The 13,076-nt window shown below is 53.1% G+C and carries 17 protein-coding genes; 2 read left to right on the top strand and 15 right to left on the bottom strand.

Annotated features, from left to right (window positions below; genetic code table 11):
• The first annotated feature begins 28 nt into the window (after positions 1-28).
• Positions 29-1,408, top strand: a complete 1,380-nt coding sequence (locus FRD01_RS08475; protein WP_146958961.1) for a protein kinase domain-containing protein — start codon at positions 29-31, stop codon at positions 1,406-1,408.
• Here the strand turns inward: FRD01_RS08475 and FRD01_RS08470 are convergent.
• From FRD01_RS08470 to FRD01_RS08445, 6 genes are read right to left on the bottom strand one after another with little or no spacing between them, the layout of a single operon-like run.
• The gene (locus FRD01_RS08470; RefSeq protein ID WP_249756117.1) at positions 1,389-1,724 is read right to left on the bottom strand and encodes a YtxH domain-containing protein; all 336 of its coding nucleotides are present in this window, start codon (positions 1,722-1,724) and stop codon (positions 1,389-1,391) included. The two genes, FRD01_RS08475 and FRD01_RS08470, sit on opposite strands and share 20 nt — an antisense overlap.
• Positions 1,725-1,735: 11 nt before the next feature.
• Complete coding sequence (locus tag FRD01_RS08465; protein ID WP_146958959.1) at positions 1,736-2,005, bottom strand: hypothetical protein; 270 nt, start codon at positions 2,003-2,005, stop codon at positions 1,736-1,738.
• 10 nt (positions 2,006-2,015) lie between these two features.
• Positions 2,016-2,225, bottom strand: coding sequence for a hypothetical protein (locus tag FRD01_RS08460; RefSeq protein ID WP_146958958.1), 210 nt, complete (start codon positions 2,223-2,225; stop codon positions 2,016-2,018).
• Between the two features lie 32 nt (positions 2,226-2,257).
• Entirely contained in the window at positions 2,258-2,488 is a 231-nt protein-coding gene (locus FRD01_RS08455) for a hypothetical protein (protein ID WP_146958957.1), read from the bottom strand.
• Entirely contained in the window at positions 2,467-2,865 is a 399-nt protein-coding gene (locus tag FRD01_RS08450) for a phage holin family protein (RefSeq protein ID WP_146958956.1), read from the bottom strand. The genes FRD01_RS08455 and FRD01_RS08450 overlap by 22 nt, the downstream gene beginning before the upstream one ends.
• Positions 2,862-3,284, bottom strand: coding sequence for a hypothetical protein (locus FRD01_RS08445; RefSeq protein ID WP_146958955.1), 423 nt, complete (start codon positions 3,282-3,284; stop codon positions 2,862-2,864). The genes FRD01_RS08450 and FRD01_RS08445 overlap by 4 nt, the downstream gene beginning before the upstream one ends.
• 75 nt (positions 3,285-3,359) lie before the next feature.
• On the opposite strand from FRD01_RS08445, the gene epmA reads away from it, so the two are divergent.
• Positions 3,360-4,517, top strand: a complete 1,158-nt coding sequence (gene epmA, locus FRD01_RS08440; protein ID WP_146958954.1) for an EF-P lysine aminoacylase EpmA — start codon at positions 3,360-3,362, stop codon at positions 4,515-4,517.
• Between the two features lie 2 nt (positions 4,518-4,519).
• On the opposite strand, the gene gspN is transcribed toward epmA, so the two are convergent.
• Genes gspN through gspF form a run of 9 tightly spaced genes read right to left on the bottom strand, consistent with a single transcriptional unit; the run spans position 4,520 to position 13,071 of the window.
• Positions 4,520-5,545: a type II secretion system protein GspN gene (gene gspN, locus FRD01_RS08435; RefSeq protein WP_146958953.1), complete on the bottom strand. Its 1,026-nt coding sequence runs from the start codon at positions 5,543-5,545 to the stop codon at positions 4,520-4,522.
• Positions 5,545-6,141 carry a hypothetical protein gene (locus FRD01_RS08430; RefSeq protein WP_146958952.1) on the bottom strand — a complete coding sequence of 199 codons (597 nt, stop codon included), beginning with the start codon at positions 6,139-6,141 and terminating at the stop codon, positions 5,545-5,547. The genes gspN and FRD01_RS08430 overlap by 1 nt, the downstream gene beginning before the upstream one ends.
• Positions 6,138-7,733, bottom strand: a complete 1,596-nt coding sequence (pilM, locus tag FRD01_RS08425) for a cell division protein FtsA (RefSeq protein WP_146958951.1) — start codon at positions 7,731-7,733, stop codon at positions 6,138-6,140. Before pilM ends, FRD01_RS08430 begins: the two co-directional genes overlap by 4 nt.
• Positions 7,734-7,769: 36 nt before the next feature.
• A complete protein-coding gene (locus tag FRD01_RS08420) occupies positions 7,770-9,344 on the bottom strand; it encodes a type II secretion system protein GspK (RefSeq protein ID WP_146958950.1) in 1,575 nt (524 codons plus the stop codon).
• A complete protein-coding gene (locus FRD01_RS08415; protein WP_249756116.1) occupies positions 9,344-10,093 on the bottom strand; it encodes a type II secretion system protein GspJ in 750 nt (249 codons plus the stop codon). Before FRD01_RS08415 ends, FRD01_RS08420 begins: the two co-directional genes overlap by 1 nt.
• Positions 10,094-10,110: 17 nt before the next feature.
• Positions 10,111-10,683, bottom strand: coding sequence for a prepilin-type N-terminal cleavage/methylation domain-containing protein (locus tag FRD01_RS08410; RefSeq protein ID WP_146958949.1), 573 nt, complete (start codon positions 10,681-10,683; stop codon positions 10,111-10,113).
• Entirely contained in the window at positions 10,676-11,362 is a 687-nt protein-coding gene (locus FRD01_RS08405; RefSeq protein ID WP_146958948.1) for a pilus assembly FimT family protein, read from the bottom strand. Before FRD01_RS08405 ends, FRD01_RS08410 begins: the two co-directional genes overlap by 8 nt.
• Before the next feature lie 11 nt (positions 11,363-11,373).
• Positions 11,374-11,793: a type II secretion system protein GspG gene (locus FRD01_RS08400; protein ID WP_146958947.1), complete on the bottom strand. Its 420-nt coding sequence runs from the start codon at positions 11,791-11,793 to the stop codon at positions 11,374-11,376.
• Positions 11,794-11,847: 54 nt separating this feature from the next.
• Positions 11,848-13,071, bottom strand: coding sequence for a type II secretion system inner membrane protein GspF (gene gspF, locus FRD01_RS08395; protein WP_146958946.1), 1,224 nt, complete (start codon positions 13,069-13,071; stop codon positions 11,848-11,850).
• Positions 13,072-13,076: the final 5 nt, after the last annotated feature.

The raw sequence follows: 13,076 nt of genomic DNA, 5'->3' as shown, positions 1-13,076 counted from the left end.
ATAACTCTCCGGCATACTGGGTGAAAGTATGTTGCATAACGAAAAATACGAGATCATCAAGGTTCTGGGAGAGGGGGCTCTCGGTCGAACCTACTTGGGTCAAGATATCTCAACTAAGGCTCATGTGGCCATCAAGGAGCTACTTCCGAGCCGAATGAAGCGGTGGAAGGACTTTGATCTCTTTCATCGAGAATGCCAAACGCTTCAGTCCTTGAAGCATGCGGGGATTCCCTCGTATCTAAATGATTTCACGATCGAGAGTGATGACGAGTCCCCTCCACGGCTCTTTCTGGTTCAGGAGTTCATCGACGGCAAGTCGCTTCAGGACCTTTTGGATGAGGGAGAAGAATTCGACGAGGCGCGTGCTCGAGATATCGCCCTACAGACGTTGGAGATCTTAGACTATCTCCACAACCTCAATCCGCCGGTGATCCATCGCGATCTCAAGCCTGCGAACCTGATGTTGAATTCTAAAGGGCGCATTGTCTTGATCGATTTTGGTGCTGTGCGAGAGGCGGTGACTGCTGATGGAGTGGGTTCAACGATTGTTGGAACTTTTGGCTATATGCCTCCTGAGCAGTACGCTGGGCAATCTACGCCAGCGACCGATCTCTTCGCGCTCGGCGCCACTCTTGTGCAGCTGATTACACGGCAGGCACCCGGTGAGTTGTTTGAGGGCCTTCACCATTTCAAGATTCCTGCGGGGATGCCGATTACGGTGGGTTTTGAGCGCATTCTGCTTCGTCTAACCGAGCCTGAGGTGGCTCGCCGCTATCAGAGCGCGAAGGAAGTGAAATCTGACCTCGATGAGGGCTTCTTGATGGTTCCGACCAAGTCGGTCACGGGATTGCTTCCGATTCCTCATGAGATCCTGCCTGCTCCTCGGCCTTTTCCTGGGTTCTTCCTTCGCGACGCCTATCACGGGAAGAGCCATCTGTTTATCGTCTTGATGGCGCTCGCGAGCGTGGTGCTTGTCACGACATTCCCGATTGCGCTCTATCTTTCGGGTGGTGCGGTCTTTGCGATCCCCGGCCTTTTCGCGGTCTTTGTCTGTGGAACACTCGCCTACGTAGTGACCAAGAAGGCCCGGATAGAAATTGATGTCTATCGGCGGGGTATCTACACTTTAGGCGAAATCACGGGTATTTTTTGGAGTGATAATACCGGCCAGCAAACAAATCTCACCTATCGATATCGAGTTGGAGAAGGCTTTCGACACGGGTCGATTTCTACGACAGACGGGGCGTATTCCACGCTTGGCCCGGGCGACCCCGTGGGAGTCATCTATTTGCCCGAAGAGCCCGAGGAACACGTAATGTATGCAGTACCCACTAAATGGGCTGTCGAGCAAAACAAGAGTGTTCAGCAGCGGCTAGCCTCAGATGAGGTCAAGCATCTTCCCGCGTAACTCTCGGCGCCGCGTCGAGCATTGTCTCGCTCTTGTGTCGAATGGTGTCGATTTGTTCGACACTCCTGTCACGCAAATCGCCGATTCTGTGTCGGATATCGTTTCTCAACTCATCTCCGCGCTTAGGGGCGAAGAGAAGGCCGAGTGCGGCGCCCACTGCGATGCCTGCGCCGAATACGCCTAGAACTGGCAGCATACTCTCCATATTGGATTTTTTGTGCTCGAGTCCCATTCGGTCGAGCAAAGCTTCCATGCCCGAATCATAGGTGGAAGAAACGGAGCGCTGAGCCTGGTCGAGTAGTCGTTTGAGGTCCATATTATCTCCTTTCATTTGATCATTTCCTGTTCAGGGGAGGTCGTGGCCAGCGACTTAAGTTGTGAGGCCGCGATTGGCACGAAGAGGGCCTTCATGCCGATACGCACAAGACGACGCGTGAAGGGCATTGCAAGCCCACCAGCGAGGAGATAGCCCGCTCCAGCGGCAACACCGAGGATAAGGTACGGGTTTTCTTCCCAGATCGCTTTGGCTTTTTCCGGATCAATCACTTGAGCCGCGAGGTCTTGAGCGCGTTGTGTAATCTCTGCTTGTTCAGTCATTTGGTTTTCCTCAGATGAGCCAACGTCGTTTTGCCAACTTGCCGATGACCCAACCCACCGCGAAAGCTCCGGCAATGCAAGCGGCAGGGTGTTTTTGAATCATGACCTGGGCCTGACGATTGACCTCGTAGAGCTGTTCACGAGTTGAATGATAACGCTCCTCCATCATGTGGACGCTTTCCACGATGGACGGTTTTGGCTCGGTGTTTTCTACACTCATCGATGTTTACCTTTGCAACAATCTGATCTTGGTTATCGAATGCCAAGATATAATCCAAGGGAGAAAGCGATTCCTGTCGCTTTCCAAGGGTTTTCTTTAACCCACGCTTTCCAATCAAGCTTCTCTTCAACTTCTTCTTGAATCGATTCTAATCGCCTAGAAATCCGTGTTCGAGTTTCTGAGATAGACTCTCGTATCTCGGCGAGTTCATCGGCGTAGACGTCATCGTCGGGTCGTATCGCTAAGTCTGTGGGGTGATCCATTCCTTGCTCCTCGTGAGTTCGGCTGACGAGAATCTTGGGCCGAGTTGATCTTGCTCAATCCTCTGCACAACAGATCTGAATGCCCTCAGTGAAAATCCAACATTGGTCAATGTAAGCACCAATGAAGAGACGGCCATCCCTAAAGGTCCTGCTGCCCACCCCGCGAAAAACACCACGCTCAAATTTAGCATGGCATACGAGAAGAAGAGGATAGCTCCGAAAAAGAGCGCAGCCGCCGCGTACTTGGCTGCGATCAATGTGTCTCTTCGGAGCTCCGTCCGAAAGAGGCGCAAATGATCGCTGACAAGCAGGACAATCTCATCAACGAGTCCCTGAAACGCCTGAACTAAATTTGCTCGGTCGTCGGTTCGTTTCATTCCGTGATCGTTACCGTCGTGAGGTTCAGACGCTCCACGGCTTCAGTGGGTTGACCGTTGTCGCCAGGGACCGTCGAGACTTCCGCGCCGATATCATAGGTGCCAGGGGGAAGAGTTTGAAACCAACCAGTTGCGATGCGATCGAGCGTGATCGTGTTGCCCACGAGTGTGGCAGACTCGTACACAGCGTCCACCTCATCCGGCTGGATGAATGCGCGCGTGGCCTCCACGTCGATTTCATCGGTGAACCCCGAAACCTCGATGGTGATGGTGAAGAACTGGTCTGTCATCCCGGTTTCAGTGGTGGAAAGCGTGTCGGGACTTACGGTCATCGAGACGATCTCGGGCCCAAACCCAAGGTCTTCACCGCAGCCTGTTGAAACTAAAGCAAGTATGGCCAAAAACGCGGCAAACTTCATGTGAACTCCTCTTCAATCGAATCAGAACCTCTTGTACCATTTCCCGTCTTGCTTGCCATCTGGAGAAGTCGAATCATGGAGCATCAACCCCTACACAAGCTTCAAAATGGTTCTGTGTGCACCGCAGGGCGGTATCATGAAGGACGGTTGACGAATGCCTACGGGGCGGTGCTCATAGGACCACTACCGCTCGAAAACGGACAACTTGTGCGCGTGGAGGGGCACTTTGACGGCGAGAAGCTCAACGTTGCTCGCTACGAGTCGTTTTCGAGGGGTGAGGCTGGGGTAGGGTGGACACCAGGACTTGAACTTCGTCAGCGGCTTTACGGGCAGATACGAACTTACTTCGCAGAGCGCGGATTCTTGGAGGTAGAGACTCCTCAATTGGTGGATGAACCAGGCACCGATGTTTTCTTGGATCCTCTCCCCGCCATCTATTCTCCTGAGCCGGGCGGTCGCGAGACGCGAAAGTGGCTACACACTTCCCCTGAATTCAAGATGAAGGCCCTTCTGGTAGCAGGGCACGAGAGGATTTTTCAGGTCACCAAGGCCTTTCGAAATGGCGAAATCTCCAAGAGACATCGTCCAGAATTCTCGATTCTGGAGTTCTATCGCGCCTGGGAGCCGGTTGAGGCGGTGATGCAAGACGTGGAGAACATCGTTTCGGCGTTCTTGGAGTTTGAAGGTCCAATCGAACGAATCACCATGCAGGAGCTCTTTTTGCGGTCCTGCGGAATCGATATCCTCGCGGCTCAAACAAGAGAGACACTGGTTTCGGCGTGTAGTGCAGGTGGTCTCAAAGTGCGGTTGGACGGCGCTTGGGACCAAATCTACTTCGAGCTGATGGTTGAGTACGTGGATCCGTTTTTAGAGTCTATGGGCCCAGTTTTTGTGACAAGGTGGCCAGTTCGACAGGCGGTTCTCGCGGCGGCTTGTGAGGATGATTCGCGCGCCGCGGAACGGTTTGAGCTCTATGTGAACGGCCTCGAACTCTGCAACGGGTTTCAAGAACTCTGCGATCCTGAAGAGCAGCGAAGACGATTCAACGAAGATATCGAGCGCCGTCGTGAACTGAACTACCCAGAACTTCCAATGCCCGAAGAGTTCTTGCGCCACTTGTCTCAAGGACTACCGCCGTCGGCCGGAGTTGCCGTAGGGCTAGACCGGCTCTTGATGTTGAAACTGGGAACACAGGATATCGCCGATGTAATCGCACTTTCGGGGTTTGATTGAACCTATTCTTCGGGCTGAGCAGGTGCTTCCTTGTTGCCCTGCGACGCGGCAGCGGAACCTTTGAACTGGATCCGGTCAAACGTACCGTTCAACGTAAATCCGTACCAATCTCGACCCTTGCCCTTTCTGACTTCGCCCACGTTTAGCAGCGGCGAAAGGGAGTTGTCCTTGACGAAGGTGTCGTCGAGTTGGAGTCGCATTTGCAGCTTGGGTCGGGCCCGTCCAAACTTAGGTGCCATGCCGATATCACCCCACATTTCCATCCGAATATCGCGTCCACTCGACTCAAAACGATTGAAGTCAAGTGTGGCTGAAGCTCGCTCGTTGACTGGTTCAGCCATGTCTAGGTCGATGAGAATGGTTCCGAAGTTGGTCTGCGGAATCTCAAAATAGCTCATCGGCGGAAACTTATCGGTCTGAATCGTCGCGGGTCCGATCGTGATTTGTTGGCCGCGGGCTTTGACGTAGCCGTCAACCGGCTGAAACTTGGAGTCAAAGATGAACTCGGTCTCGAGGTCGAACTCGCCGAAAAACGGCATTCCGGTCAACGTCGTCAGCAAGTTTGCCTGCCGTAGGTCGAGCTTCTGGGTTTCGACTCCGAGCTTGGACTCGCTTTGCCCGTATGCGAACTCGCCGGTGATGATTCCGCCACCTGTATCGGCATCAAAGACCACGGTTGGCGCAAGATTTATCAAGGAAGCCAGGGGGGCGAGGCGAGCTCGCACGCTTTGAAGCCTAATCTTGGTGGGCAATTCGGGAGGCAGATCTGGATTGACCTCTTCGGTTTCATCCACGCGCTCTTCGATCGAGACGCTCTCCAGCGCGATTCCAGATAGGCGCCAGAGATCGAGCTCGCCGATGTACACACGATACTTGTGTCCGAGTTGCTTCTCCGCTTGGACGCTGATGATGTCTTTAATCTCATCATCAGGAAACGTCAGTGCCATGGATAGTGCAAAGACCACAAATCCGGTGAAGAGATATACCGGGAATCTGACAATAGGTTTTTCCAAGGAACTTAAAATCATCAGGTCGCCTTCTCTTTCTGAATGAACGTCGAGACCGTCACGATGGCTCGGACGCTCCCTTTTGCCCGAACATCTCGAATATCCAAGCGTTTGATGAACACGGGCTGGTCTGATTTCTCGATTCGATCCAGAAGGTCCAAAAGCTTAGCCATTTCTGCTTCGCGAATCTCAATCCTGAGTTGTCTCTCAGTGATGATTGGGCCCTCACCTTTGGCGCTGCCTCCAAACGGCATCTCATCTTCGTCGTAACTCGTGATGGTGATCTCGGCTTTGGAGGCGTGTTCGGCCACGAAACTCGTGAGCTTGATATCGTTCGTCTTGAGTTGCTCCTCGGTCATTTCCTTATGACTTCGTGCGACCTTCGCGCCAGACTGTCTCTCAAGGTAAGCCGGAACCTCTTGAGAGAGGTAATCAAGCGCGGCTCGATGCCGTTGGGTTTCGGCCTCTATCGCGTCAATCGACTGAGAGTACTTGATGCCCAAAATCGCCATGAGGGCTACGCCAATGATGACCGGGAAGAGCATCAGAAGCTTGCGATCGCGTTCGGACATCGAACTAAGCACGGAGCCTTTCGGCTTTTGAACTGGCTTTTTCATGAACACTCCGACGCAATCTGAAGTTCAAAATCTGCTTTGCCGTCATTTTTGACCCTGAGCTTGTCTTTCTTGATGTTTTGCAAACACTCGAGTCTTTCTAGGTCGGACACAATTTGGTCAACGGCCTGAGCATCCGAAGTCTCGCCCATGAGCTGGATGATCTTTCTGTCGATATCCACTTCGAGCCGGGTCAAGTTCATTTCGATCTCAGGAGAGACCGAGTTTGTGACTTGATAGAGCAATTCAAAGGCGCTCATCTTGGGAATGAAAGCTTGACCGGACGCGGCCCCACCCTCAATCCGTGACTGAATATCAGACTGGGATGAGAGAGCCTCGCCAAAGACTTTCTTAGTCTGGGCCTCAAGAGTTGCCTTCATGGCGTCACGTCGGGCTTCTTGCGATGCTTTTTGGAGGAAGAGATTTGCCGCGATCAAGATAGCGAAAATCACTGCAGCAAATCCAAAGATCGCCGCCTGTTTTCTCAGATAGGGCGAACTCCCTTTGAACGCGAATGCGCCTTGTCTGAGGTTGAGCAGCTTTTCTTTATCGTTGAGGGCAAGGCTTGCGCCGTATAGTGGCAATGAAACTGGGTTGGAGGGGAGGGGGAGTTTTCGTGCTTCTACTCCCAATTCACGCGTTAACCACGCATCAAGGCCTCGAATCTTCGCCGTACCCCCGGTGATGAAGACAGTTTGAACCTCGGCTCCTGACTTTGCGTAAAGCGCCTGTAGCGACCTTCGTAAGTCTCGGACCATCGGGCGAAGGGCGTCTGTGACGGCACGACTGATGATCTCAACCTGCGGGTTCTCTTGGGGGCCTTGTACGACCTGAGCGTATTGATGTTTGGCGTTCTCCGCTTCTTCTGTCGAAGCTCGAAAAGCCTTCGCAATCTCAGCTGTGATCCGCTGGCCGCCGATGAGAATTGTGTTCGCGTGCAGGAGTCGCCGCTCCTGAAGCACGACAACCCGCGTGTGTTGATGACCGATGTCGAGCACGGCAACCACATCGGTGGTGCCGACAAACTGCTTTGCGCCCACCGCCATGGCCAGCTCGGGAGGGACAACTTTAGCCGGGTCGACTCCACCCGATTTTAAATCCTCCAAGAAGGCCGAAAGTTGTGAGCGCCTTGTGATTCCAACAACCGCTTGGTGCGTCTCTCCGATGGTTTCAACGAAGAAATCGCTAATAACTTCCGCGATTGGAAATGGCAGAAGATCCACGAGGATGTTTGGAAGAACACTGGCCACTTTAGGTTTTTCACCGAAAGGAACCCCGACGAAGAGCAACATCGCTTGAGTGCCTGCCATCGTAACGACCCAGGCGTCGTCCTTGGAGGGTTGGATATGAATAGCCATAGCCTCAAAGGCTTGCGCGAGTGGCGATAAGTCGATTTCGACCTCAGCCGCTTCCTCAACGGCTTCAGCGCCATCAGGTGCCTCGGTTTGAGTGTCAGCCTCCTCGGGACTCACCGTACTCCCGAAACTCGCCAATCGGATTTCATCCCGGTAAATCTCGAGGTTGTCTTTGACATCCATGACCCGGGCCTTCACCGACCAGGCTCCAATGTCTATTGCGATGATTCGTTTAGCCATGCTTTTTCCAACTACCTAGCAAATCTGTCTCAGTATCTAATATTCGCGCCAATGCAATACGCGCCCTTTAGGGCTCTCTTTAAATTGCTCTCGGCGGGCATCTTTGAGTTCTTTTAGAATCTCTGCATCTGATTCTTGTTCTTCTAGCGCTTTTTCCGACGGCAAACGCCTCACCGTCTTGTCGAAGTCGATCACGGCTTCGATTGTGCTCTCGGTCGACCCGTAACGACCAGAAGCGTAAATTCGATAAATCTTGGGCGTTGTTGTTGTAACCGACCGCATGAGTCCCGCGCGGTCAAACTCCACTGTCCATGCGGGAACGGCAGGGTTGAGTGGGTCGAGCATCATGCCGGGATTTGCCAGAACCAATTGCTGGTAAAGCGGCGAGTACTGTATAAATTGGCCGACCAAAAGCGGATTCTGTTTCAAGTCCTCGATATAAGCCGGGAACTGGCTGACACTCAAAAACGCCACAGGCTGACCCTTCTTAGCCGAGGGTAGAAGCGTGCTCTCGGTGGACCCAACATACGCCAGCAGTACCGAGAGAGGATTTTCAAAGAAGGCTCGTATTCCATCGAGTGCCATAGCCAGTAAAAGGACTTGAGACGAGATCGTCGGGCTCGTTGAGCAAAGTGTGAGAGCTTCGCCCGGACTAAGTCGTTTGCCTTGAACAGCCATGTTTTGGCAGAGAACGGAGTAGAAGACCGGCGCTTGGGCCACGTTCAAATTGGGTTTGCCGATATTGAAGGTGGTCAACTGGTCTTTGAAAGTCTCCATGAACGCTTCTGAAACGCCGTGCACCATGTGCAATTCGGATACGTCCACCAATCTTGCATTTCGAGGGCGAATCTTTCGGTCGCCCGCTCGATCATAAGGGCGGCGTTCATCGCCGGATTTTCCGCGAATGGTGCAATCTGTGTTGAGGATGATTCCTTCTTCGTCAGGGTCGATGAAGTCGATGATATTCTGAAGTACGGCTGCCCGATCCATCAGTTCGCCAAACTCGTCTTCTTGTTCGAATATCTCGTCGTATCTTGGGTCCAGAACCATGGCGCAAAGCTGAGCCAAATCGCCTTCGTCGAGTTCGTCCTTCGCAAAGTTATTGATGTTGATTCGGCCATCCTCCGGCACGACACGTACTGCCATTTCGCCGGTGAAGTCTCCAAAACCCTCCACCCCAGTGTCGCTCAGATTGATTCCGCCAACAGGACTCTCAATTTTTCCAGAATTGAACGGTCCCATGAAAAGGTCCACGTATTGATACATCTGGAAGTTGGAGCGCCGCATTGCTCGGCCGATCAGCTGCCCCATATCGTCTTCGGTCTCTCGAGACTCACTTTGGAGCGCAAATTGAAACGAGAGCAACAATTTTGTGATGTTGAGTGAAGACCTCGCGAGGAAGTAGCTCTTGAGTTGGTCGCGCTCGTTCGTGGCGAGGGCCAGGTGAATGCGATTTGCGTACGTGTATTCAACCACGCTGGCCGAAAGCAACACGATGGTGATCAGTCCGATGAGCATGGCGACACCACGATTGTTCGTGGGGCGTTTGGCCGGCTGCTCGAGCGCGCGCAACGCCTTAAGAGTCCCCAAGCTGATCATTTTCATCAACATCAGTACTCCAAGACCTCGGACATTCCGGTCTGAACCTGGGTCATGAACACCTGAGAGTTCTTCATGGGACCCAGCGGGGCAAGGGTCAGAGTGATGCGCACGCGGGTAGGCAGTCTGCCCGCGAACTCACGTCGCGTCGTATCCCATCGGTCGACCCACTTTCCTTCTGCTGCAATCTCCTCGAGAGAGCCAATCTGGGTGGCACCGGGATCCCAATACTCAAACTCGATCTCCTCCACGTCTCTTAAGACCTTCTGAAGAATGCCGCCTCGTTCAAGTCGTTCATCAAACGAGGTGTCGACGCGCCGCATCAAGTAGCGAACACTTTCGCCTTCCTCGTCGCGATCTTCGCGAATGAAGTAGCCAATTTCCGCGCCATATCCTGCGCGCTCGCCTTCTACGGTGCGTTGGTGTGCAAAGCCCGTGAAGTGAATGTTGTCTTCTTCACCGAACATGCCAAATACCTTGGGCATCTCGGAGCTCGGGTCGGTTGAGGCCTCTGGGTCTTCCTCACCTGGAAGTTCTTCTCCGCCAAATTCAGGGCCGGCAACGAAGGCACTCGCGACTTCCTTAGTGAGACGGTCCATAGTGATGCGCACGGCCTGCATCCGCGCCGAGCGTTCCTCCACAATGTCGCGAGTTCGATAGAGCGCCGAAATGCTCGACCACACCATGCCGGTCAAAGCCGCCAGCAAGGCAATCGCGATCATCACCTCAACGATGGTGAATCCCTTTGGTCGACCCCTCAATGGCAATCTTCTCTTAGTCATTGCAATGCAGGGGAGTCGTCAAAGACGTTAAATTCGTTGAGTTTGGGATCGATTACATACTGGGAAACTTTGAGAGGGAACCTGCCCGATCCTCGCGAGAATTCGATCACGAGATCAACTTTGCGAACCTTCTTTCCGATGTTGTTGATCATGGTCGGTAGCTCAGCGATGAGCATCGGCAACATCGCGCTAAACGCGGCATTTCCTTGCAGAGCGCCCTGGTCACCGCCAAAAAGTTGGGTGTTGATTTGAGCCAAAAACTCCTCTTTTGCCGATTCTGGGATTTCGACCACCTGTATATTAGCTTCCCAAGTGTAGTCGGGTTGACCTTCACGAGAGAAATCCCCTCTGAGCTGCTGATCGGTGCTATCAAATCCCTCTTCCATGATCTCGTACTCGATGTCGATCATCTTGGACCGAGCGAGTTGTGAGGCAATCGTGAGGTCGTTGGCAAAGACCGCCTGTTGGCTCGAGTTCGCTGCCGTGCCGAGGAGCACCGTCAAGGCTGACGCCAAAATAGCCAGCGCGAGGAGTACTTCCAAAAGCGTAAATCCGCGGGGTTTAGTCATCGTCTACCTCCGCTTCTCCAAAGTCTTCCGGAACCTCAATCTCGCGCCCGTAGAGCTTCACACGCCCCGTCATAGGCTCGGTGATCAAGCTATAAACTCCGTCATCGTCGTCTCGAAGGATGATGAGCACAGGTTCCACATATCCGTTGGGAAAGAAGCTTATGGCCATCTTGCCTTCGGTGACCGGGCCATCAGGAAATCTAGGCGAGTAAATCTTGTCGAAGCGAATCCCCTCTGAGAGCTTCTCGTCTTTGACGAGTGCGTTCTGGACTCGCTCAAACGTCACTCGGCGATTAACACCGAACGGATTCTCTTCCTCTTCATCAAAGAGATCTGAGTCGCGGTCTTTCTGCCTTCCGGCCTCGCGGGCCTCCTCGGTCAACATCTCGAGGTCGGCATCGCGTTCACTCTGCGTAATCAGGGCTTGGTCTGTGACTTCCGAATAATAAGTGCCGGTGTCGAGGTCCAGCACCAACCGGTATCTCGAGTTATTGATCCCCGCGTTGGAGTAAGTGTAGTTCATGACCGAAGAAAGACGGTTTGCATCCTTCTTCATGTCGTTGTTACCCACCATGCCGAGCATGGACGCACCCAACCCCATAATGCTGGCCACGATGGCCATCACCACGATGATTTCGACCACGGTCATTCCGTGTCGACTATGGGGCAAGCGTCTCACGTTGGTATTCCTTACTTTCCAGCGGCACGTACGTCGTCTTCGTTTCCTTCGACACCATCGGCACCGACGGAGTAAATCTCGAAGTCACGCGTTCCGGTCTTCTTGTAGATATAAGGCTGGCCCCATGGATCCTGAGGAACCTTTTCCGTCAGCTTTGACGGGCCTTTTGCGAGGTCTTCAAGCTCATTTGGAAACTGCTTTGGGTCCGACGTCAGGTAGTAGGACTCAACCATTTGTGTCAGGTTCGCGATTTCGATTTGGGCTTCTTTGACATTGGCGCGGTCGATGGCACCAAAGACGTAGAATCCAACCACACCCATGATCGAGGCGATAATGGTGAGCACGATCATGAGCTCGACGATGGTCATACCTCGAGCTTCGGCAAGGGTGCGTCGAAGAGATGTCTTTCGGATTTTCTTTTGTTCTAACATTTCGTTCCTCTCGTTTTCTGTGGCACGTAACGCGCCGGAGGCGGGACTAAATTCCTAGCCCACCATTTGGTTCAACTGAAGTATTGGAAGCATGATCGCGAAGACGATGATCGCCGCGCCAATGCCCATCAAGATAATCATCAAGGGTTCAAGCATGGTCGTAAGTGCCTGAATCCTCACATCGACTTGTTGGTTATAAGAGATCGCCACGTTCTCGAGCATATCCTCGAGCTGGCCGCTCTTCTCACCGATGGCGATCATATGGGTCACAAGCGGCGGAAACTCCCCAGAACGCTTCAGTGGTTGCGCGATGCTTTCACCTTCTCGGATATTGACGCGCGCATCTTCTACAACTTCCTCAAGGCGTGTGTTCCCCAGAATATCTTTGACGATATCTAGAGCCTGGAGGAGTGGAACACCGCTTGAGAGCAAGGTGCCGAGTGTTCGGGCAAAACGCGAAATCGCGATCATTCGCACCAGACCACCTGCCACTGGAACCTTCAGAATGAATCGGTCCCAAATGGGTTTCCCCTTGTCTGAGCCTTTCCACTTGAAGAACCCAACGACCATACCCACGGCGCCAGGGATGAGGATGAACCACCAGTTCGCGAACATCTCACTCGACCAAATCAAGAAGCGGGTCAGGATCGGGAGCGCTGCCCCTTGATCCTTGAAGATCGCGGTAACCTTGGGAATCACGAACGTGAAGAGCAAGGTCATGATGACCAGGCCCACGAACATCATGATGATCGGATAGACCATCGCTCCAATAATCTTGGCTCGCAGCTCAATCTGAGCTTCGATGAACTCAGTCAGTCTTTCCAAGACGGTGTCGAGGTTACCCGACGACTCGCCCGCACGAACCATATTGATGTAGAGATCGCTGAAGAGTTTTGGGTGGTCTCGAAGCGAATTCGCCAGAGACGAGCCTTCGTTGACCTGGCGACGCACGTCAGAAAGCACCTTCTTGAGCTCTTCTTTGTCCGCCTGATCGGTCAACGCATTGAGCGATTCAACCAGCGGAATTCCGGCGCGAAGAAGGGTGGCGAGCTGACGGGTAATCAGCGCGATATCGCGAAGCGAAACCCTCTCGAGCATCTTCTTGATGTCGATATCGCTGCTCGCTCGCGACTTCGCGGCCTTTCCCTCGAGAATCTCAGTGACAAAGATTCCCTTGGCCTGCAAAGACTGCCGCAAATTTACTTTGCTCTCAGCGTCCGCAATGCCTTTGACAGCCTTGCCGGTGGAGTTCAGTCCTTTGTATTCGTAAACAGGCATAATTC

It is taken from the genome of Microvenator marinus (assembly GCF_007993755.1).
In the GTDB taxonomy this organism is placed as follows: Bacteria; Myxococcota_A; Bradymonadia; order Bradymonadales; family Bradymonadaceae; genus Allomicrovenator; species Allomicrovenator marinus.
Note: the sequence above shows the minus strand (reverse complement) of the source record. Positions and strands in the feature narration are given on the sequence as shown.

Coding starts and splice junctions, on each gene's coding strand:
- FRD01_RS08475 (WP_146958961.1), top strand. CDS start 29: ATGTTGCATAACGAAAAATACGAGATCATCAAGGTTCTGGGAGAGGGG.
- FRD01_RS08470 (WP_249756117.1), bottom strand. CDS start 1,724: ATGGACCTCAAACGACTACTCGACCAGGCTCAGCGCTCCGTTTCTTCC.
- FRD01_RS08465 (WP_146958959.1), bottom strand. CDS start 2,005: ATGACTGAACAAGCAGAGATTACACAACGCGCTCAAGACCTCGCGGCT.
- FRD01_RS08460 (WP_146958958.1), bottom strand. CDS start 2,225: ATGAGTGTAGAAAACACCGAGCCAAAACCGTCCATCGTGGAAAGCGTC.
- FRD01_RS08455 (WP_146958957.1), bottom strand. CDS start 2,488: ATGGATCACCCCACAGACTTAGCGATACGACCCGACGATGACGTCTAC.
- FRD01_RS08450 (WP_146958956.1), bottom strand. CDS start 2,865: ATGAAACGAACCGACGACCGAGCAAATTTAGTTCAGGCGTTTCAGGGA.
- FRD01_RS08445 (WP_146958955.1), bottom strand. CDS start 3,284: ATGAAGTTTGCCGCGTTTTTGGCCATACTTGCTTTAGTTTCAACAGGC.
- epmA (WP_146958954.1), top strand. CDS start 3,360: ATGGAGCATCAACCCCTACACAAGCTTCAAAATGGTTCTGTGTGCACC.
- gspN (WP_146958953.1), bottom strand. CDS start 5,545: ATGATTTTAAGTTCCTTGGAAAAACCTATTGTCAGATTCCCGGTATAT.
- FRD01_RS08430 (WP_146958952.1), bottom strand. CDS start 6,141: ATGAAAAAGCCAGTTCAAAAGCCGAAAGGCTCCGTGCTTAGTTCGATG.
- pilM (WP_146958951.1), bottom strand. CDS start 7,733: ATGGCTAAACGAATCATCGCAATAGACATTGGAGCCTGGTCGGTGAAG.
- FRD01_RS08420 (WP_146958950.1), bottom strand. CDS start 9,344: ATGTTGATGAAAATGATCAGCTTGGGGACTCTTAAGGCGTTGCGCGCG.
- FRD01_RS08410 (WP_146958949.1), bottom strand. CDS start 10,683: ATGACTAAACCCCGCGGATTTACGCTTTTGGAAGTACTCCTCGCGCTG.
- FRD01_RS08400 (WP_146958947.1), bottom strand. CDS start 11,793: ATGTTAGAACAAAAGAAAATCCGAAAGACATCTCTTCGACGCACCCTT.
- gspF (WP_146958946.1), bottom strand. CDS start 13,071: ATGCCTGTTTACGAATACAAAGGACTGAACTCCACCGGCAAGGCTGTC.